The sequence below is a fragment of the Pseudomonas sp. TE21394 genome, assembly GCF_054057835.1.
In genome coordinates this window covers 394,455-414,111 of sequence record NZ_JBSRZR010000001.1, presented here as the reverse complement: position 1 = coordinate 414,111, position 19,657 = coordinate 394,455, and the positions used below count along the sequence as shown (strand labels likewise).

At 63.6% G+C, this 19,657-nt stretch carries 20 protein-coding genes and 1 pseudogene; 8 read left to right on the top strand and 13 right to left on the bottom strand.

Annotated features, from left to right (window positions below; all coding sequences use genetic code 11):
* Positions 1-12 precede the first annotated feature (12 nt).
* Positions 13-1,275, bottom strand: coding sequence for a UDP-N-acetyl-D-mannosamine dehydrogenase (gene wecC / locus ACVWZT_RS01945; protein WP_296235415.1), 1,263 nt, complete (start codon positions 1,273-1,275; stop codon positions 13-15).
* Positions 1,272-2,414: a non-hydrolyzing UDP-N-acetylglucosamine 2-epimerase gene (gene wecB / locus ACVWZT_RS01940; RefSeq protein WP_457467912.1), complete on the bottom strand. Its 1,143-nt coding sequence runs from the start codon at positions 2,412-2,414 to the stop codon at positions 1,272-1,274. The genes wecC and wecB overlap by 4 nt, the downstream gene beginning before the upstream one ends.
* Positions 2,415-3,106: 692 nt before the next feature.
* Between wecB and ACVWZT_RS01935 the strand changes: the two genes are divergently transcribed.
* Positions 3,107-3,442, top strand: a complete 336-nt coding sequence (locus ACVWZT_RS01935) for a ComEA family DNA-binding protein (RefSeq protein WP_457467910.1) — start codon at positions 3,107-3,109, stop codon at positions 3,440-3,442.
* Between the two features lie 243 nt (positions 3,443-3,685).
* Here the strand turns inward: ACVWZT_RS01935 and ACVWZT_RS01930 are convergent, their stop codons facing one another.
* Positions 3,686-3,853 carry a DUF2897 family protein gene (locus ACVWZT_RS01930; protein WP_010952850.1) on the bottom strand — a complete coding sequence of 56 codons (168 nt, stop codon included), beginning with the start codon at positions 3,851-3,853 and terminating at the stop codon, positions 3,686-3,688.
* Positions 3,854-4,034: 181 nt separating this feature from the next.
* Here ACVWZT_RS01930 and pyrF point away from each other — a divergent pair, with 181 nt between their 5' ends.
* Positions 4,035-4,736: an orotidine-5'-phosphate decarboxylase gene (gene pyrF, locus ACVWZT_RS01925; protein WP_010952851.1), complete on the top strand. Its 702-nt coding sequence runs from the start codon at positions 4,035-4,037 to the stop codon at positions 4,734-4,736.
* A 126-nt stretch (positions 4,737-4,862) separates the two neighbouring features.
* Here the strand turns inward: pyrF and ACVWZT_RS01920 are convergent, their stop codons facing one another.
* Positions 4,863-5,864: an NADP-dependent oxidoreductase gene (locus ACVWZT_RS01920; protein ID WP_457467907.1), complete on the bottom strand. Its 1,002-nt coding sequence runs from the start codon at positions 5,862-5,864 to the stop codon at positions 4,863-4,865.
* A 175-nt stretch (positions 5,865-6,039) separates the two neighbouring features.
* Between ACVWZT_RS01920 and ACVWZT_RS01915 the strand changes: the two genes are divergently transcribed.
* On the top strand, positions 6,040-6,801 hold the full coding sequence (locus ACVWZT_RS01915; RefSeq protein ID WP_457471999.1) for an SDR family oxidoreductase: 762 nt from the start codon (positions 6,040-6,042) through the stop codon (positions 6,799-6,801).
* Between the two features lie 19 nt (positions 6,802-6,820).
* On the opposite strand, the gene ACVWZT_RS01910 is transcribed toward ACVWZT_RS01915, so the two are convergent.
* Positions 6,821-7,978: an MFS transporter gene (locus ACVWZT_RS01910; protein WP_457467905.1), complete on the bottom strand. Its 1,158-nt coding sequence runs from the start codon at positions 7,976-7,978 to the stop codon at positions 6,821-6,823.
* A 164-nt stretch (positions 7,979-8,142) separates the two neighbouring features.
* Between ACVWZT_RS01910 and ACVWZT_RS01905 the strand changes: the two genes are divergently transcribed.
* The 3 genes and pseudogenes from ACVWZT_RS01905 to ACVWZT_RS01895 all read left to right on the top strand — a co-directional run bounded on the left by ACVWZT_RS01905 (position 8,143) and on the right by ACVWZT_RS01895 (position 11,599).
* Positions 8,143-9,540 carry an aminotransferase-like domain-containing protein gene (locus ACVWZT_RS01905; RefSeq protein ID WP_457467903.1) on the top strand — a complete coding sequence of 466 codons (1,398 nt, stop codon included), beginning with the start codon at positions 8,143-8,145 and terminating at the stop codon, positions 9,538-9,540.
* Positions 9,541-9,658: 118 nt separating this feature from the next.
* Positions 9,659-10,741, top strand: a pseudogene (locus ACVWZT_RS01900) (HAMP domain-containing protein); the annotation flags it as partial.
* Complete coding sequence (locus tag ACVWZT_RS01895; protein WP_457471997.1) at positions 10,718-11,599, top strand: methyl-accepting chemotaxis protein; 882 nt, start codon at positions 10,718-10,720, stop codon at positions 11,597-11,599. The pseudogene ACVWZT_RS01900 and the gene ACVWZT_RS01895, both read left to right, overlap by 24 nt.
* A 144-nt stretch (positions 11,600-11,743) precedes the next feature.
* Here ACVWZT_RS01895 and ACVWZT_RS01890 read toward each other — a convergent pair whose 3' ends face one another.
* Complete coding sequence (locus tag ACVWZT_RS01890; RefSeq protein ID WP_296235408.1) at positions 11,744-12,934, bottom strand: benzoate/H(+) symporter BenE family transporter; 1,191 nt, start codon at positions 12,932-12,934, stop codon at positions 11,744-11,746.
* A 145-nt stretch (positions 12,935-13,079) separates the two neighbouring features.
* Here ACVWZT_RS01890 and ACVWZT_RS01885 point away from each other — a divergent pair, with 145 nt between their 5' ends.
* Positions 13,080-13,682 (top strand): glutathione S-transferase family protein, encoded by a 603-nt coding sequence (locus tag ACVWZT_RS01885; protein ID WP_457467901.1) that lies wholly within the window; start codon positions 13,080-13,082, stop codon positions 13,680-13,682.
* 131 nt (positions 13,683-13,813) lie between these two features.
* Here ACVWZT_RS01885 and ACVWZT_RS01880 read toward each other — a convergent pair whose 3' ends face one another.
* From ACVWZT_RS01880 to ACVWZT_RS01860, 5 genes are all read right to left on the bottom strand, one after another.
* Positions 13,814-14,185: a glutaredoxin family protein gene (locus ACVWZT_RS01880; RefSeq protein WP_457467900.1), complete on the bottom strand. Its 372-nt coding sequence runs from the start codon at positions 14,183-14,185 to the stop codon at positions 13,814-13,816.
* 59 nt (positions 14,186-14,244) lie between these two features.
* Positions 14,245-14,790, bottom strand: a complete 546-nt coding sequence (folE, locus tag ACVWZT_RS01875; protein WP_170028840.1) for a GTP cyclohydrolase I FolE — start codon at positions 14,788-14,790, stop codon at positions 14,245-14,247.
* Positions 14,791-14,860: 70 nt separating this feature from the next.
* Positions 14,861-15,421 carry a Smr/MutS family protein gene (locus tag ACVWZT_RS01870; protein WP_225776814.1) on the bottom strand — a complete coding sequence of 187 codons (561 nt, stop codon included), beginning with the start codon at positions 15,419-15,421 and terminating at the stop codon, positions 14,861-14,863.
* A gap of 187 nt (positions 15,422-15,608) precedes the next feature.
* Positions 15,609-15,929, bottom strand: coding sequence for a hypothetical protein (locus tag ACVWZT_RS01865; RefSeq protein WP_457467897.1), 321 nt, complete (start codon positions 15,927-15,929; stop codon positions 15,609-15,611).
* Between the two features lie 52 nt (positions 15,930-15,981).
* A complete protein-coding gene (locus tag ACVWZT_RS01860) occupies positions 15,982-16,572 on the bottom strand; it encodes a cysteine hydrolase family protein (protein ID WP_225776816.1) in 591 nt (196 codons plus the stop codon).
* Positions 16,573-16,752: 180 nt separating this feature from the next.
* On the opposite strand from ACVWZT_RS01860, the gene prmB reads away from it, so the two are divergent.
* Positions 16,753-17,661: a 50S ribosomal protein L3 N(5)-glutamine methyltransferase gene (gene prmB, locus ACVWZT_RS01855; protein WP_170028843.1), complete on the top strand. Its 909-nt coding sequence runs from the start codon at positions 16,753-16,755 to the stop codon at positions 17,659-17,661.
* Between the two features lie 84 nt (positions 17,662-17,745).
* On the opposite strand, the gene ACVWZT_RS01850 is transcribed toward prmB, so the two are convergent.
* On the bottom strand, positions 17,746-18,528 hold the full coding sequence (locus ACVWZT_RS01850; protein WP_457467895.1) for a hypothetical protein: 783 nt from the start codon (positions 18,526-18,528) through the stop codon (positions 17,746-17,748).
* A gap of 65 nt (positions 18,529-18,593) precedes the next feature.
* Positions 18,594-19,553: an alpha/beta hydrolase gene (locus ACVWZT_RS01845; protein WP_296234205.1), complete on the bottom strand. Its 960-nt coding sequence runs from the start codon at positions 19,551-19,553 to the stop codon at positions 18,594-18,596.
* Positions 19,554-19,657: the final 104 nt, after the last annotated feature.

Here is a 19,657-nt window from a genome sequence, read left to right as displayed (position 1 = left end):
CGGTTCGGTCCATCAAGCCTGGGTAACGCCAGCGGCGTCGATCACGAATGCTGCGTCACGCACGTTGAAGGTGCCGCGGAACTCGCGGTGTTTCACCAGCAGTACGTGAATGTCTGCGCTGTCCTGCGCATAGTCGAATTCCACGTGCGCGTGGCGCGCCAGGCGCTGCGGCAGGGCTTCGATGTTCGGCTCGACCAGTTGCAGGGTGGCTTCCAGCTCGTTGCCCAGGCGCTCGGCGATGCTCAGCGCCGGGCTTTCGCGCAGGTCGTCGATGTCGGCCTTGAAGGCCAGGCCGTAGCAGGCGATTTTCACTTGCTGGGCCGATTTGCTCGGGTTCTTGATAAGGAAGTTGGCCAGGGCCATCTTGACCTTGTCGATCACCCATTCGGGCTTGCTGTCGTTGACCACGCGGGCGGTGCGGATCAGGCGCGCCTGCTCCGGGGTCTGGCTGACGATGAACCAGGGGTCGACGGCAATGCAGTGGCCACCCACGCCAGGACCAGGCTGCAGGATATTGACGCGCGGGTGGTGGTTGGCCAGGCGAATCAGCTCCCAAACGTCGATGTCCAGCTTGTCGCAAATGATCGACAATTCGTTGGCGAAGGCGATGTTCACATCACGGAAGCTGTTTTCGGTCAGCTTGCACATTTCGGCAGTGCGCGCGTTGGTGACGATGCACTCACCCTCAACGAAGGTGCGGTACAGGCGCACGGCCGCTTCCGAGCACTTCGCGGTCATGCCGCCGATGATCCGGTCGTTTTCCACCAGTTCGCGCAGCACATGGCCTGGCAGTACGCGCTCAGGGCAGTGGGCCACGCGGATGTCGGAATCTTCACCGTGAGTTTGCGGGAAGCTCAGGTCCGGGCGGGCCTGGGCCAGCCAGAAGGCCATCTGCTCGGTAGCGCCGACCGGCGAGGTGGATTCGAGGATAACCAGGTCACCCTTCTTCAGCACTGGCGCAATGGCCTTGCTGGCGGACTCGATATAGCTCAGGTCCGGCTGGTGGTGATCCATGAACGGGGTTGGCACGGCAATCAGGAAAGCGTCGGCTGCTTCCGGAACGGTAGAGGCGCGCAGGTAGCCTTCGGTGACGGCAGCATGTACCACCATGTCCAATTCAGGCTCGACGATATGGATTTCGCCGCGGTTGATCGTGTCGACCGCATGCTGGTTCACATCGATACCGATCACGTGCTTCTTGCGGGCGGCGAAAACGGCAGCGGTTGGCAGGCCGATATAGCCCAGGCCTACGACAGAAATCTTGTTGAAGCTCATGCAGCGTCCTTGGGGTTAGAGAAAGCGGAGAGTGCGTCGAGGATTCGCGCGCACGCTTTTCCATCGCCGTAGGGGTTATGGGCAAAGCTCATCTCGCGATAGGTCGCATCGTCGGTTAGCAGTTTCGCCAGGTGCTCGGTGATCGACTCGACGTCGGTGCCGACCAGCTTGACGGTACCGGCGGCGACGGCTTCAGGGCGCTCGGTGGTATCGCGCATCACCAGTACCGGCTTGCCCAGCGCAGGGGCTTCTTCCTGAATGCCACCGGAGTCGGTCAGGATCAGGTACGAGCGGGTCATCAGGTAGACGAACGGCAGGTAATCCAGTGGCTCGATCAGATGAATGTTGCTGACATCAGCCAACAGCCGGTTGACTGGCTCGCGTACGTTGGGGTTGAGATGCACCGGGTAAACGATGTCCACGTCAGGGAATTGACGCGCGGTTTGTACCAAGGCCTGGCAGATGCGCTCGAAGCCACCCCCGAAGTTTTCGCGGCGGTGGCCGGTGACCAGCACCATGCGGCGCTGCGGGTTAAGGAAGCTGAACCGGGTTTCGAACTGGCTTTTCAGCTGGGGGCTTTCCAGCTTGCGCACCACTTCCAGCAACGCGTCGATCACGGTGTTGCCGGTGGTATGAATGGCCGCGGCGTCGATGCCTTCTTTCAGCAGGTTGTCCTGCGAAGTGGAGGTTGGTGCGAAATGCAGGGCGGCCAGGGCACCGGTCAGGCGGCGGTTGCCTTCTTCCGGCCAGGGCGAATACAGGTTGCCGGTCCGCAGGCCAGCTTCTACGTGAGCGATAGGAATTTGCTGATAGTAGGCGGCCAGGCTGGTGGCCAAGGTTGTTGCGGTGTCGCCGTGGACCAGCACCACGTCGGGTTTGAACTCGGCCAGGACGGGCTTGAGGCCCTGCAGGATGGCAGTGGTCACATCGGTCAGATCCTGGCCTGGCTTCATGATGTTCAAATCATAGTCGGGCGAGATCTCGAACAGCTCCAATACCTGGTCGAGCATCTGGCGGTGCTGGCCAGTGACGCAGACGCGCGACTCAAAACGGGCATCTTGGGCAAGGTTGAGGGCCAGCGGGGCCATCTTGATGGCTTCTGGGCGGGTGCCGAATACAGTGAGGGTCTTGAGGGGCACGGCGACGGTCTTCTGTGTATGGGGGTAAAGGCGGTTGGATCGGGTGCTACGGGTGAAGCTCGAGGGTGTTACACAAAACGGCCAAGGGGGGTGGCCTGGGCTACTCCATGCACGCCGAAGCGAACTGGAAGCCTGGAGGGGCATGAAGAAAAATTCATCTGAGCTCGGATCCTTCAAGCGTGGCGGTCGTCCAATGAACGCAAATTTATCATTTCGTCATCTCTGTGACACCCTCTCTGGCACGTTTTTTTCCTTCTTGTGTAGGAAATTGGCCATTGCTATCGGATAATTGGATCCAATTTTGTTAGGTTGAATCAGGAAAAACGATTGTTTGATGTTATTCAGGCATCATGCCAATAAGGTTGATACGACGAAAACATACGACGAATGGATGGAAGCCTTAACCGATAAGGGTTGTAGGAAAAGCAACGGCTTTTGGTCTGAATGAAACGGTGGTTAAACGAGAATTTAACTGCAGGCGATTTGCCATCGCGCCGGTTTCATGAAGTTAACCGGAAATATGGCGTAATGCCATTGTTTTTGCAGTGGTCGAACTTGGTTTCTTTATTGTCGGATTCAGTAACGAATAACCCGAGCGCGAACCTGTTTGCATTATCGAACAACCGCTAGGGTTGATTACGCAGCCGAAGGAGAGCGGCTGCTGGAAAAGACCAACCCAAGGAGTGTTCACCATGCGTAACAACGTACTGTCGTATCTTTTGCTGCCCCTGTTCGCCAGCCTGTCCTTTTCCGTCAGCGCGGCCCCCGCCAGCGCAACGGCAACGCCCGAGCCGGTACCCATGGTCAGTGAGCAACAGGCCCAGCAGCCGCAGCGGCTGGACCTGAACACGGCTGATGCAGCGGTTTTGCAGAAGGAGCTGAATGGCATTGGTAAGGCCAAGGCCGAGGCCATCGTGGCCTATCGGGAGGCCAATGGGCCCTTCGCCTCGGTGGATGAGCTGCTTGAGATCAAGGGCATTGGCAACGCATTGCTGGAGCGGAATCGGGACAAGCTGACGGTGAAGTAAGCGGAAGGGGGAGGCGGCTGTTGCGTTGAGGTTGCCTTTAACCTCAGGCCGCTTTACAAGCCAGTCCGGTGCAAGGCCGCTCTCGTAATGGATCATCATTCTTTTGCAGGAGCGGCCTTTTGTCGTGGCAGGGCGCAAAGCACAGGCAATAAATATCAGGTAAAACAAGGAGTTATTTTTACCTGCACAGCGCGTCAAAGTGCTGTCTGACACGTCGGGCTTTCAGTCCATTGGCTTTGGTCTTCAGCGATCCTGTGCATCCTTGGCATCCGCTTCGGCATTGCGCTCGTGCACCTTGCGCAGCTGCTCCTCGGTCAGCGGCAGCTTCTTGGCCGTGTCGCGCAGCAGCATCAGCCCGCCAACGATAGAGCCGAGGGCTATGATGAGTATCAGCCAGGCATACCAGGGCATGTGTCGTTCTCCTTTACCGATGAGGGGCAGCGCTTGTACGAATTTTGAGCAATTACCCGTTCCGTTGGTTCAATTATAGGAGCCAGGCCGTCCCGGGCCAATTCCGTGACCCGCGGGCCCCAAAGCCTGCGCCACTTCGTTTACAATGCGCGCCGTTTTCGACTTGCCAAGAGACCCTGCCATGTCCGCCTGCCAGACGCCCCTGATCGTCGCCCTGGATTTCCCTACCCGTGAGGCCGCCCTGAAGCTGGCTGACCAGCTTGACCCTGCGCTGTGCCGGGTCAAGGTCGGCAAGGAGCTGTTTACCAGCAGCGCTTCGGGCATTGTCGAAACCCTGTGCGACAAAGGTTTCGAAGTATTCCTGGACCTCAAGTTCCATGACATCCCCAATACCACCGCCATGGCGGTGAAGGCAGCGGCCGAGATGGGCGTATGGATGGTCAACGTGCATTGCTCCGGTGGCCTGCGCATGATGGCGGCCTGCCGTGAGGAGCTGGCCAAGCGCAGCGGCCCGCAGCCGTTGCTGATTGGCGTGACCGTGCTGACCAGCATGGAGCGTGAAGACCTGGCCGGTATCGGCCTGGATGTCGACCCACAAGAGCAGGTGCTGCGCCTGGCCGCGCTGGCCGAGAAGGCCGGCATGGACGGCTTGGTGTGCTCGGCGCTGGAGGCCCCGGCGCTGAAGGCAGCGCACCCGTCGCTGCAATTGGTCACTCCGGGCATTCGCCCGGCGGGCAGTGCGCAGGATGACCAGCGCCGTATCCTCACCCCGCGCCAGGCGCTGGATGCCGGTTCGGATTACCTGGTGATCGGCCGGCCGATCAGCCAGGCCGCCGACCCGGCGCAGGCGCTGGCCGCGGTGGTGGCGGAGATTCGTGGGTAAGTTGCCTGCCTGAGGTGCTCGCCTTCAGCGCCGCAGTGCCGGCGAAACCGAGCGCCGCCAGCGCGGCGCTCGATCTACCAGGCGCAAAACCGCCCAAGCCCTACACCTACAGGCCCAACCCCGCAATCAAACCTTCAGCACCAACTTGCCAAAGTTCTCGCCACTGAATAGCTTCAGCAGCGTCTCGGGAAAGGTCTCCAACCCGTCCACCACATCCTCCTTGCTCTTCACCTGCCCACTGGCCAGCCACCCGGCAATCTCCTGCGCGGCCTTGCCATAGTCCTTGGCGTGGTCCATTACCACAAAGCCTTCCATGCGTGCGCGATTGACCAGCAGTGACAGGTAGTTGGCCGGGCCTTTCACTGCCTCCTTGTTGTTGTACTGGCTGATCGCGCCGCAAATCACGATGCGTGCCTTGAAGTTGATGCGGGTCAGCACGGCGTCGAGGATGTCGCCACCCACGTTGTCGAAATATACATCCACGCCTTTGGGACATTCGCGCTTGAGGCCGGCCAGCACTTCTTCGGCCTTGTAGTCGATCACCCCGTCAAAGCCCAGTTCGTCTTTCAGGTACTGACATTTCTCGGCCCCGCCGGCAATGCCGACCACACGGCAGCCTTTGATCCTGGCGATCTGTCCGACAATGCTGCCCACCGCGCCAGCCGCACCAGAAATCACCACTGTGTCGCCGGCCTTGGGCTGGCCGACTTCCAGCAGGGCGAAGTAGGCGGTCATGCCAGTCATGCCCAGTGCCGACAGGTAGCGGGGCAGGGGGGCCAGGCTGGGGTCGATCTTGTGCAGGCCCTGGGCATCGCCAGTGAAGTAGTCTTGCACGCCAAGGGCGCCGCTAACATGGTCGCCCGGCTTGAAAGCGGGGTGGTTGGAGGTGACCACCTCGCCAACACCCAGCGCTCGCATCACCTGGCCCAGCGCCACGGGGGGGATGTACGACTTGCCTTCGTTCATCCAGCCGCGCATGGCCGGGTCCAGCGACAAATACAGGTTGCGCACCAATACCTGGCCTTCGCCGGGTTGTTCGACGGGAACCGTCTCGAAGCTGAAGTCATCACGGCGCACGGCGCCGACCGGGCGTTTGGCGAGCAGGAAGCGACGGTTGGTCTGGGTCATGGCAGGTCCTTGTGGGCGGTGTGGAGGTTAGGCATCCAATCTACCCTGTTGATGTAGGCAGGTCCGAAACATCACTGACAAGCATGGTAGCTCAACCGGAGGGGTGATGATGCTGCCCGGCCGGGTGCTGGCTGACTATGCTCTGGACCCCACCCAGTACTCTCAGGAGCACGCGATGAGCATGACCTTTTCCGGCCAGGTCGCCCTGGTCACCGGCGGTGCCGCCGGCATCGGCCGGGCAACCGCCCTGGCATTCGCCCAGGCGGGCCTGAAGGTGGTGGTGGCCGACCTCGATCCGGCCGGCGGCGAGGCCACCGTGGCGTTGATCCGTGCGGCGGGTGGCGAGGCGCTGTTCATTGCGTGTGACGTCACCCGCGGCGCCGAGGTGCGCCAGTTGCACGAACGCCTGATTGCCGCCTATGGCCGGCTCGACTATGCCTTCAACAATGCCGGTATCGAGATCGAGCAGGGCCGCCTGGCCGAGGGGAGCGAGGCCGAGTTCGATGCCATCATGGGCGTCAATGTCAAAGGCGTGTGGCTGTGCATGCGCTACCAGCTGCCGCTGCTGCTGGCCCAAGGCGCTGGTGCGATCGTCAATACCGCTTCGGTTGCCGGGCTCGGCGCGGCACCGAAAATGAGCATCTACAGCGCCTCCAAGCACGCGGTGATCGGCCTGACCAAGTCGGCTGCCATTGAGTATGCCAAGAAGGGTATTCGTGTGAACGCGGTGTGCCCGGCGGTCATCGACACCGACATGTTCCGCCGTGCCTACCAGGCCGACCCGCGCAAGGCCGAGTTCGCCGCTGCCATGCACCCGGTGGGGCGAATTGGCAAGGTCGAGGAGATTGCCAGCGCCGTCCTGTACCTGTGCAGTGACGGCGCAGCGTTTACCACCGGGCACTGCCTGACGGTGGATGGCGGGGCTACGGCGATCTGAGCCGCTGTATCGCAGGCTCCTAGACCGAGCGTGCCGCCTGGGCGGTTTTCAGCGAGCCGGACAGCAAGGCCAGCCCAAGCGCCACGCACCCAACCGTCAGCACCCCACCGAACACCAGCAAGGCCAACCGCGATCCGAGCCGGTCACTCAGCAGCCCGGTGAAGATCACCGGCAAGCTGAACCCCAGGTACGCCAGCAGAAAGAACCCGGCACTGGCCCGGGTCTTCTCGCTGCCAGCCAGCTGGTTCACCGCCGCCAGCCCGCCCAGGTAGATAAACCCGTAACACGCACTGCTGGCCGCTATCGCACCCAGCAGCACGGCCCCCAGCTGCCCGCTGGCCGCGCCCCAGGCCAGAACGGCATAGCTGCACGGCAATATCAGAAGCCCCAGCAAGGTTGCCTTGCGGCTGCTCAGGCGGCGTGCCATCGGCTGAAACAGCAATCCGCAGCTGATGACACAAAAGGTCGAGAACCCCGACCAGACGCTAAGCCCATGCTCGCGCAGGATGCCGGGGAGCAGGGCGATGACCAGCCCCGAGCAGGCCCACGCCAGCAGGATGGCCAGGCCATAGCCCACGCTGCCGCGCGGGTAGCAGGGCAGGCGCAGCATGGGAAGGCGCTGTGCCGGCCGAGGGTCGGGCAGGCGCCACACCAGCGACATTGCCGACGCCGCCAGCAACAATTGCAGATAGAAGCTGCCCGGGGTCAGGCTGGGGCCGCGCAGCAGGAACAGGCTGGTCAGCGCTGCGCCCAGGCCAAAGCCCAGCGAGGTGCTGGCCGTCACCCAGGTGGCGGCGCGCGGGCCATGCTCGCGGCCCATCAGCTCGCCCATGTAGGCGGTTGCCGTAGCGGTGGCCAGTGCCGTGCCCAGGCCCAGGCACATGCGCGCCAGGCCCAGGGTTTGCAAGCCGGGGGCCAGCAGCATCAGCCCGGTGGCGACCATCGACAGGGCCAGGGCGGTCAGGATCAACGGCCGACGTCCGACCCGGTCTGCCAGGCCGCCCAAGACCAGCAGCACCGGCAGTACCCCGAGTACATAGCCGGCGAATGCGACTGCCGTGGCCCCGGCGCCCTGGCCGGAAAGGTCGGCGTAGGTGATATAAAGCGGGGCCGGCAGGTTGACGGCCATGGTGATCAGGCAGAGAGCGAAGGCCAGGCGGGCCGGAGCTAAGGGCATGTGTAGGGTCCTGGTTTTGTCTTATTTGCGCCGGCACCTTGGTGGGTTTACCCGCGAAAGGGCCAGCCCTGCCTACTCTGGTGCCTGCCCATTCCACTCGCCAGATACACCCTTACCGCATTTATGCTTAACTGTTCGCTCAAAACCAGCAAACAGTTTGCCCAATGCACCTGACCCTCGACCGCACCAGTCCCACGCCCTTGGTGCAGCAGCTCACCGACCAGTTGCAAACCTGGATTGACCAGCAGCGCCTGCGCCCTGGCGCACGCCTGCCGTCGATCCGCGCCCTGGCCGGCAGCCAGGCGGTCAGCGCGTCCTGTGTGATCGAAGCGTACGACCGTCTGGTTGCCAGTGGCTGGCTGGAAGCGCGTCACGGCACCGGTTTTTTCGTCGCCGAGCGCAAACCGGGCCTGGCAGCAGACGACACCCAACCTTGGGGCGAAGCCGCAGACGGCAGTTGGCGGCAATTCCGCGAAGGCCATGACGAACTGCTCAAGCTGGGTTGTGGCTGGCTGCCAAGCAGCTGGCGCGCCGCCACCGAGCTGGCCCAGGTGGTGCGCCAGGTCAGCCGCGGCAACCCCCAGGACCTGTTCGACTATTGCCCACCCCTGGGCCTTGCCAGCCTGCGCCAGCAGTTGCACAAGCGCCTGGCGCAACAGGGCGTCGCCGCCGGCCCTGAACGAATCCTCACCACCCAAGGCGCCAGCCATGGCCTCGACCTGCTGGTGCGCAGCTTTCTGCGTCCTGGCGACACGGTGCTGGTGGAAAACCCCGGTTACTACAACCTCTACAACCTGCTGCGCCAGCACCAGGTGCAGATGCTGCCAGTTCCGCGTGGCGCCGAGGGGCCCGACCTGGCAACCCTGGAAGCTCTGCTGGACACGCACAAGCCACGCTGCCTGTTCATCAACAGCCTGTACCACAACCCCACTGGCACCAGCCTGACGCCCAAGGTGGCGTACCGCCTGCTGGAGCTGGCCCGTGAGCACGACCTGCGCATCATCGAGGATGATATCTACGCCGACTTCCAGGAAGGGCCGGCTACCCGCCTGGCCACCCTCGACAGCGAGCAGCGGGTCATCTATATGGCCAGTTTCTCGAAAACCCTCAGCAGCTCGCTGCGGGTCGGCTATCTGGTCGCCGACCCGGCATTGGTGGCGCGCCTGGCCGAGTTGAAGATGGTCAGCGGTATCGGCACCTCGCGTTTTGCCGAGCAGGTAGTGGGGCAGATGCTGGCCAGCGGCAGCTATCGCAAGAGCATGCAGCGCCTGCGCGTACGCCTGGGGCAGCACATGGCGAAAATACTTGGCCAGCTGGAACTGGCGGGCTGGCAAGTGTTCTGCGAACCTTATGGCGGCATGTTCGTCTGGGCGTGTGTGCCAGGCCGCGATTTTGCCAGCCTGGAGCGCCTGGCGCTGCAGCATGCGGTACTGCTGACCCCGGGCAGCGCCTTTGATTACCAGGGCACTGCCAGCGCCTGGTTGCGCATCAATGTCGCCTATGGGCAGGACGCCCGCGCGCAAGCCTTCTTTCAGCACGCAGGGCGACCTCTGCAAAGCTGATAGCGACACGCTCATAGCTATTTGACACTATTCTGACGTCAGGCCCTTGTTCAGCGGCTGGCAACGTTGCCACCCTTGGACCTTCAAGATAACCTCGCCAGCAGAAGGGGAATCGGCAATGGGCGCGAGCAAGCACGGTGTGCTGGCCAACCTGGGCATGGCCCGCAAACTCAGCCTGGGTTTTGCCCTGGTGCTGGTGCTGACCCTGGCGGTGGCGGCCATCGGCATTGCTGCGCTGCACAGCGTTGGCCAGCGCTTCGACAGCCTGCGCCAGTTCGCCCAGTTCAATACCGACCTGCTGCGCCTGCGTCAGCATGAGCAGGCGTTTGCCCTGCGCTCTGACATAAAACAGGCCGAGGCCTTGCGCAGCGGCCTGCAAAGCCTGGCCGAACGCGCGCGGGGCCTGCCGGCACTGGCTGCTGCGGAGGCCGACCTGACGGCGTATGGGCAGGCGTTCGAAGCCTTTGTCGAGGCGGTGCAGGCCAAGGAGCTGGCGCTGGACATGGCCAGCTGGTCGGTGTCCAGCGTGGCCAACAACCTCGATGTGCTGCAGGCCGGACTGGCCGACGATGGCGTCTATACCCTCAAGCAGTCCCAAGGCCAGGAGGGGGGTACCTTCCTGGAACAGGCTGCGCAGGTGGCGCAGGTGTCGCGGCTGATGCTGCAGGCCATGGACGAAGCGCGTGTACGCCTGGAAAAAAGCCGCAAAGGTGAAGAGGGCGTCAGCCAGGAGCGCATCGCCCAGACCGTAGAGGCTGCCAGCCTGGTCGGCCAGTTGCAGGGCGCGGTCAGCGACGCCGGCTACCAGAGCGTGCTGGGTGAAGTGGCCGGGCACATTGGCAGTTTCTCGGAAAAACTCAACGAATACACGGACCAGCTGGCCCGCGAGCAAGGGCTGAAGGCGCAATTGCAGGCCAGTGCCGAGCGGGTCACCGGCCGCGTCGACCAGGCCTACCAGGCACAGGAGCAGGCGCTGCAGGGCGAACTGCAGCGCAACGCCGTGGCCATTGGCCTGGCGACAGCCCTGGCGCTGCTGGTCGGTGTGTTGGCCGCCTGGTTGATTACCCGTGCCGTGGTCGGCCCGCTCAAGCATGTGATCGCCCGTGCGCAGCGCATTGCTGCCGGTGAGCTGGGCTTTGACGCCCCGGCGCCCCGGCGGGATGAAGTGGGCCAGCTGATGCAGGCCATGCAGCAGATGGCGGAGGGGCTGTCGGGGATCGTCAGCGGTTTGCAGCAGGGGATCGAGCAACTGGCCGGTAATGCCCAGGCGCTGTCGGCGGTGACCGAGCAGACCAACCGCGAGGTGGGTAGCCAGAAGGATGAAACCGAACAGGTGGCGACGGCCATGCAGCAGATGACCGCCACCGTTCACGATGTCGCGCGCAACGCCGAGGAGGCGGCCCAGGCGGCCCAGGCGGCGGATGAAAAGGTCGATTCCGGGCAGCAGGTGGTGCGCCAGAGCATGCAGCGTATCGAGCAATTGGCAGCGGCAGCGGAAACGGCCAGCGCCGGCATCGACAGCCTCAGTGCCGAGATTCATACCATTGGCGACGTGCTGGAAGTGATCAAGAGCGTGGCCGAGCAGACCAACCTGCTGGCGCTCAATGCGGCTATCGAAGCGGCCCGGGCAGGTGAGCAGGGGCGTGGTTTTGCCGTGGTGGCTGATGAAGTACGCGCCTTGGCGCGGCGTACCCGGCAATCGACCGAACAGATCGAGACCCTGGTCGCCAGCCTGCGCGGCAATGCCCAGCAGTCGGTGGCGCAGATCCGTGGCAGTACCGAGTTGGTGCGCCTGGCAGTAGCCGATGCATTGCAGACTGAAAGCGCGCTGGGCAGCATTGCTGCGGCAGTGTCATTGATTCAGCAGATGAACCAGCAGATTGCGGCAGCGGCCGAGCAGCAGAGCTCGGTGGCGGAAGAGATCAGCCGCAGCGTCACGCAGATTCGCAGCAGTGCCGACCAGGCGGCCCTGGCAATGCAGGACAATGCCAGGTCGAGTGTCGAGCTGGCGCAGTTGGGCACCGACCTGAAGGGGATGGTGGGGCATTTCAGATTGTGACTTGTGCCTGAACTGTGTGTTGCCTGTACCGGCCTCTTCGCGGGTAAACCCGCTCTCACAGGAATACCAAAAGGCTGAATAATGAGTGATCCCTGTGGGAGCGGGTTTACCCCGCGAAGAGGCCGGTACAGGCAACAAACACCTTCAGGCCCTGCGCGGGTTGAGAATCATCAAGGCCAGTACCCCCGCCACAATCCCCCAGAACGCCGAACCGATCGAGAACAAGGTCAGCCCCGAAGCGGTAACCATGAAGGTAATCACCGCCGCCTCCCGTTCACGCGCCTCGCTCATGGCCACGGTCAGCCCGTTCATGATCGAGCCGAACAACGCCAGCGCAGCAATCGACAGCACCAGCTCTTTCGGCAACGCCGCAAACAGTGCCGCCAAGGTTGCGCCAAACACCCCGGCAATACCATAGAAAATCCCGCACCACACCGCCGCGGTATAACGTTTGGCCGGGTCCTCATGGGCATGTGGCCCGGTGCAGATCGCCGCGCTGATCGCCGCCAGGTTGACCCCGTGCGAGCCGAATGGCGCCAGCAATAGCGAGGCAAGGCCGGTGGCCGAGATCAGCGGCGAGGCCGGTACCTGGTAACCATCTGCGCGCAGCACGGCCACCCCGGGCATGTTCTGCGAGGTCATGGCCACCACGAATAGCGGAAGGCCGATGCTGATGGTCGCCGCCAGCGAGAAGCTCGGCGTGGTCCACACCGGCGTGGCGGCCTCCAGGCGGAAGCCGCTGAAGTCCAGCAGCCCCAGGGCGCCGGACAATGCCGTGCCGACCAGCAGCGCGGCCAGCACGCAGTAGCGCGGCGACAGGCGCTTTACCAGCAGGTAGCTGAAGAACATGCCCAGTACCAGCAAGGTGCGGTGCTGGGCGGCCACGAAGATTTCGCTGCCGATCTTGAACAGGATGCCGGCCAGCAGTGCCGAGGCCAGTGAGGCCGGGATGCGTTTGACCAGGCGTTCGAAGCTACCGGTCAGGCCGCAGACCAGCACCAGCACGGCGCAGGTGATGTAGGCGCCGATCGCTTCGCCGTAGCTGACCCCGCCCAGGCTGGTGATCAGCAGGGCGGCACCCGGGGTGGACCAGGCCACGGTGATCGGGGTGCGGTAGCGCAGCGACAGGCCGATGCTGCACACCGCCATGCCGATCGACAACGCCCAGATCCACGAGGAAATCTGCGCATTGGTCAGCCCGGCCGCCTGGCCGGCCTGGAACATCAGCACCAGCGAACTGGTATAACCGGTGAGCATCGCGATGAAACCGGCGACGATCGCCGACGGAGAGCTGTCCGCCAGTGGCCGCAGGCGAGCGGAAGTGGCATCGGTCATGAACAAAATCCTTGTAAAGGTGTAAGCAGTTTTTTCAGACTACCGCGCGCAAGAATGATCCTTGCCATACAGCGGCCATTGCTTTTAGCCGTACAGTCGCCAACTATTGGGCGCAAATGCAGAACTGCTTGGGAGTGAAGGGGCGATGTACAAGGTCTATGGCGACTACCAGTCGGGCAATTGCTACAAGATCAAGCTGATGTTGAGCCTGCTGGGCCGGCCGTATGAGTGGCACCCGGTGGACATTCTCAAGGGCGAGACGGAAACGCCCGAGTTTCTGGCGATGAACCCCAACGGCAAGGTGCCGGTACTGCAGCTCGAAGACGGCAGCTACCTGTGGGAGTCCAATGCCATTCTGAACTTCCTGGCCGACGGCAGCGAGTTCCTGCCTGCCGAGCCGCGCCTGCGTACACAGGTACTCCAGTGGCAGTTCTTCGAGCAGTACAGCCATGAGCCGTACATTGCCGTGGCGCGTTTCATCCAGTTCTACCTGGGCTTGCCGGATGAACGCGTGGACGAGTATCGCAAGCTGCACAAGGGCGGCTACAAGGCGCTGAGGGTGATGGAGCGGCAGTTGCAGATGACGCCATACCTGGTCGGTGAGCAGTACTCGATTGCCGACGTGGCGTTGTATGCCTATACCCACGTGGCGCACCAGGGCGGCTTCGACCTGGCCGATTACCCGGCGGTGAGGGCCTGGCTGGAGCGGGTCAGCAACCATCCGCGGCATGTGCCGATGGCGGGCTGATCTTTAACGTGTGCCGGCCTCTTCGCGGGTGAACCCGCTCCCACAGGGATAACACTGAACCTGAGGTCAGCGAGATACCTGTGGGAGCGGGTTTACCCGCGAAAGGGCCGGCACAGGCTGCCTACAAAGCGTCAGGCCGACGCGAACCGCTCATTCAGGTAGGCAATGATCGCCTTGGATTCATACATCCAGGTCACCTTGCCGGCCTCTTCAATGCGCAGGCACGGCACCTTCACTCGGCCACCGCCTTCCTCCAGGGCCTGGCGGTGGACCGGGTCGTTCTTTGCATCACGCAGCGCCACCGGCACGTTCAGGCGGTGCAGGGTGCGACGGGTCTTGACGCAGAACGGGCAGGCATGGAACTGATACAGCGCCAGGCCCTTGGCCGCCTGTTCGACGCGGGCCTGGGCAGCGGCGTCGCGCTTGCGCTTGGCCGGGCGGCTGATCCAGTCACCGAACACGATGAGCTGGCCGAGGCCAACCCGCAGGGCTTTGACGATCATGGGCAACTCCTGAACATGAAAAAGCCGACCCGGCGGGGTCGGCTTGGGGCGACAGCCGGTCACTTGATCAGGCTGAGGAACTCGCTGCGGGTGGCGGCGTTTTCGCGGAATTCACCCAGCATCACTGAGGTGATCATGGTCGAGTTCTGTTTCTCGACACCGCGCATCATCATGCACATGTGCTTGGCTTCGATGACCACGGCCACACCCGCCGCACCGGTAACCTGTTGCACGGCCTCGGCGATCTGGCGGCTGAGGTTTTCCTGGATCTGCAAGCGGCGGGCGTACATGTCGACAATGCGTGCCACTTTCGACAGGCCCAGGACCTTGCCCTTGGGCAGGTATGCAACGTGGGCCTTGCCGATGAACGGCAGCATGTGATGTTCGCACATCGAATACAGCTCGATGTCCCGGACCAGCACCATTTCGCTGTTGTCAGAGCTGAACAGCGCGTTGTTGGTGACTTCTTCCAGTGTTTGCTCATAACCGCGGCAAAGGTACTTCATCGCCTTTGCAGCCCGCTTGGGCGTGTCGAGCAGGCCCTCACGGGAGACGTCCTCGCCAAGCTGGCTGAGGATCTCGGTGTAGTTCTGTTCCAGGGACATGGATCTACCTGTGGGAAAAAATCGCAAAGGCGAAGGGTACGGCGGCGAGGGCGGCGCTGCAAGCGCGGCGTTACTCGTCGCGGCCTTCGAGCATGGTTCGCTTGAGCATCACATAGACTGCGCCGGTGCCGCCATGGCGGGCGTTGCACGAGGCAAACCCCAGTACCTGCGGGTGCTGGCGCAGCCAGGTGTTGACGTGGCTCTTGATCATCGGGCGCTTGCCGTCCAGGCGCGCGGCCTTGCCGTGGGTAACCCGCACGCAGCGCACCTCCAGCCGGGTGGCTTCGGCGATGAAATCCCACAGGGTTTCGCGGGCTTTTTCCACGGTCATGCCGTGCAGGTCGAGGCTGCCCTCGAACGGAATCTGCCCCAGCTTCAGCTTGCGCAACTGGCCTTCCTGCACGCCGTCGCGACGCCACAGCAGCTCGTCTTCGGCGCCGACGTCGATGACGAACTGGTCAGACATGCCATCGATCACCAGCGCCTTGTCACTGCGCACGGTCGCCGCCTGACGCAGGCCGGCCAGCTGCTGGCGGTCGGCCTTGGGCTTGCCGACGTCGGCGCGGTCGTGCCTGATCGGCTTTACGCCACGCACTTCAGCCTTGAACAGGGAAAAATCGTCGTCTTGCATGATGCCTCCACGTGGGCGGCGTAGTTTACCCGAGAGGCGGTGAGTGCGCAGCCTTGTGTCGTCAGTGCGGGCCTCTTCGCGGGACAAGCCCGCTCCCACAGGTTACAGCGCTATCTTCGGGCGGTGCGCTTGACCTGTGGGAGCGGGCTTGTCCCGCGAAGAGGCCCGCACTGGCGATAAAAAACGGTCAGTCATGCTTTTTCATCAGGTGCGGCGCCAGGTTCAGCTCGCGCCCACGCCGCAGGCGAATGCGGCTGCGGCGCCAGAAGCGCACGCCCAGCCACAACAGCAGCAAGCCAGCCACGCTCAACAACCCGGACAACGGCTTGTTGGCATTGAGTTCCGCCAGGGCAGGGTAGTTGCCCAGCAGGCCGGCGACACCGGCCATCGCCAGCAGCACGCCCAGGGTGGCCAGCAAGGCCGACAGGCCGGCCGCCAGCCGCGCGCCCCAGTTACGCGGTTCGCGCGGGCGCAGGCGCTTGGCGTCGAAACTGCCTTTGAGCTTCATTCCGCTCTCCTCTGTGGATATCCGGAATTCGACCTGGGGCTCACCATCGCGTTCAGATCAGGCTGGCGGTGGGGGCCACGCAAGCGAAGTTGTCGGCCATCACGGCCATTTCGCACTGGTGAATCTGCGCGGCCGGGATCACCCCATCCTTGAATGCCAGGTCGCGGGTCGCCGAAGCGTCTTCCACCAGGGTGCAGCGGTAACCATAGTCCTTGGCACGGCGTACGGTGGTGCTGACGCTGGAATGGCTCATGAAGCCGCACACGATCAGGTCCAGATGGCCCAGTTCCTGGAGGGTCTCGTGCAGCTTGGTGTTCTTGAACGCGTTGGGCATGCGTTTTTCAATGACGATTTCGCCTTCCAGCGGCTCCAGCCCCGGGATGAACTGGCCGGCCGGCCCCTGTGGGTCGAAGCGACCACCGACGGTGCCCAGGTGGCGAACATGGATGATCGGACGGCCGCTCTTGCGCGCGGCGTCGAGCAACCTGGCGATGTTGGCCACGGCCTCGTCCATGCCCGACAGCGCCAGGGGCCCGCTGAGGTACTCCTTTTGCGCATCGATGACGATCAGGCTGGCGTGGCTCAGCTTGGCCGGCGGGTAATCGCGGCCAGTGAGGCGGAACATCGTGGTTGGAACGGACATCAAGGGCTCCTTGGATAGGGCTTTTGTATACCTATTGTCCCCTGCCTTGGCGCCAATGGGAATGGTTGACAATGCAAGCAGCATGATTACTGGCCTGTGGCCGGACGGCAGGCAGCCGGAAGGAACAAATGTGCGGTCGGGGCTGTTAGACTTTTGTCCGGTCTGAATTAGGAGTACCCCGTGATCACATCCCGCCTGCGCACGCTGCGCGACTACATCCGCTGGGCGGTCAGCCGCTTCCACGAGCACGACCTGTTCTTCGGCCACGGTGCCGACAACGCCTGGGACGAGGCCCGCCTGCTGGTGCTCGGCGCGGTGCATCTGCCGTGGGAGGTGGCCGACAGCTACCTGGACTGTCGCCTCGAGGACGACGAGCGGGTGCGCCTGCAGCACCTGCTGAAGCGCCGTATCGAAGAACGCGTACCGGCCGCCTACCTGTTGGGCGAGGCTTGGTTCTGTGGCATGTCGTTCATCGTCGACCCGCGCGTGCTGGTGCCGCGTTCGCCGATTGGCGAGCTGATCGAGAAGCGCTTCGAGCCATGGCTGGCCAGCGAGCCGGCGCGCATTCTCGACCTGTGCACCGGGTCGGGCTGCATCGGTATCGTTGCAGCCGATGTGTTCCCCGACGCCGAGGTGGTGCTGGCCGACCTGTCCTTCGACGCGCTTGAGGTGGCCAACCAGAACATCGAGCGGCATGGCCTGGACGGGCGCGTGTACACCGTGCAGGGCGACGGCTTTGCCGGTTTGCCTGGGCAGCGTTTCGATCTGATCCTGTCCAACCCGCCGTATGTCGATGCCGAGGACTTCGACGACATGCCCGCCGAGTACCACCACGAACCCGAACTGGGCCTGGCCTGCGGCAACGACGGCCTGGACCTGGTGCGGCGCATGCTGGCCGAAGCGGCCGACCACCTGACCGACAAGGGCTTGCTGATCGTCGAAGTGGGCAACAGCCAGGTGCATGTCGAGGCGCTGTACCCTGAGGTGGACTTCGCCTGGCTGGAGTTCGAGCGCGGCGGGCACGGCGTGTTCATGCTGACCGCCGAGCAGTGCCGTCAGCACCAGCAACTGTTCAAGGCCCGCGTCTGACACCTGGCCCCCCACCGCCACAGTTACCGCGCTGCCGTTGAATGCAGTGCGGTCCTGTGGGAGCGGGTTACCCGCGATGCAGTCTCAGCGGGTAGCGATCCAGATCAGCAACCCAGCCTGAAACACCGCAAAGGCCACCAGGCACGTAATGGTAAAGCGCAGGCCACTGTCTTCGCGCTGGTACTTGGCCACCCGTTCATCACGCTCACGCAGTTGCCCTTCCTTTTCCTGCAACTGCTGGTCAGCTTGCTGTAGCAAGCCGGCAGCGTCCAGGATCTCCACCCGCTGCACATGCTCGCTGTTCCAGGCGCCTTTGAGCTGACCCACCGTCGTTTCCACGGTACGGCCCTTCAGGTGCTGGCTGTCTTCGTACTCCACCTCGATGCCCATCGCGCGCAGGCAGTGGTCGCGGCGCAGGCGCGAGTCTTCGTTCAGCGCATCCTTGCTCGGCAGCGCCACACCCTCGACGCGGTAATGCGACCACTTGCGCTGCAGCCACTGCACAGCCTGGGCCAGCAGGAAGCGGCCCAGGCCACGGTTCAACGGTTCCAGTTGCAGGCCGGTTTCAGCGCCAATGCGCACCAGGCGTTCGGTGTGGTCGACACGGATGTCCAGGCGGTTCTGTTCCTTGTGCACCTTCTGGCCCGGCAGTCTGATTTCCATGCGCAGCAGGCTGTGGGCCTTGTCATGGCGCTCGGCGTGGCCGAACTGCACAAAGCGCAGCGGCCGTGCGCCGGTGCTGCGGTCGGTAGGCAGGGCGGCCAGGCGCAGCAGCTGGAAATGTTCGGTGGTCAGCTCGGCCCAGGGCAGGGCCGGGCTTTCCTGTAATTCTTCGGCCGGCTCTGCGGCAGCGGGGGTGGTGGTCATCAGGGCTTGTCCTCGGCTATGCCTGCTGTATCGGCAGGCAGGCCCCAGACCTGAGCCCGTTCACCTCACGCCGAAGGCAAGTGCTGGATGAACGTCACGATCCGTTCACCCAGCTCGCGCGCCAGCGGCAGCTCGGGGTTGAGGTAGCTGTCGCGCTGCTGGCTCATGCCCTTGGGACTGATGCGCAACATATGGTTCATGCCGTCGATCAGGACCAACTGGGCATCCGGCTTGGCTGCCTTCAGCCGTTCGGCATCGTCCACATCCACCTGCACGTCGTTGCGCCCCTGCACGATCAGCGCGGGCATGGGCAGGCGTGCGAAGGCCGCCGCCGGGTTCTGCCGGAACAGCGAAATCAGGTAGGGCTGCACGCTGGGGCGAAATACCTGGCGCAACGGAGCCGGTACTTCCAGGCTGGTCTGCCCGGCCTGCAGGCGGTCGAGCAGGGCGCTGCCACCGGCCAGTTGCGCCGGCGGCAGGCGCTGGGCCAGCTGTTCGCGCAGCACCTCGGCCAGTGGCCGGCCACTGCCGGCCAAGGTAATCACCGCGCTTGCGCCGGCCTGCTCGGCAGCCAGGCTGGCGATCAGCGCACCTTCGCTGTGGCCGACCAGGATCAGCGGGCCAAAGCGCGGGTCGGCCTTGAGCTTGTGGCTCCAGGCGACCACATCAGCCACGTAGCGCTCCACGCTGAGGTCGCGCTCGTCGGGGGTGGCCGGCTGGCTGGCGGCAACACCGCGCTTGTCGTAGCGCACGCTGGCGATGTGTTCGTTGGCCAGCAGCAGGGCCAGGCGCTTGAGGTTGTCGATCCGACCCGAGGCCGGGTTGTTGCCGTCGCGGTCGGTGGGGCCGGAGCCGGCGATGATCAGCACGACTGGCGGCGGGGTGGCTTGCTGCGGCAACAGCAGGCTGCCGTGCAGCACGCCCTGGCCGGTATCGAGGTCGATCGGGCGTTGCAGCACCGTGGGGGCGGCCTGGGCCAGGCTGGTGCACAGCAGGAAGAACAGGGCGACGAGGCGCGACATCATGCGGTACTACAGTAGGGAGATGTCACTTTGACCCTATGTTCGGGCGAAGGTTCTCGGCCTGGGCATGGCAGGCTCGGCCGCTTCGCGGACAAACCCGCTGCCAC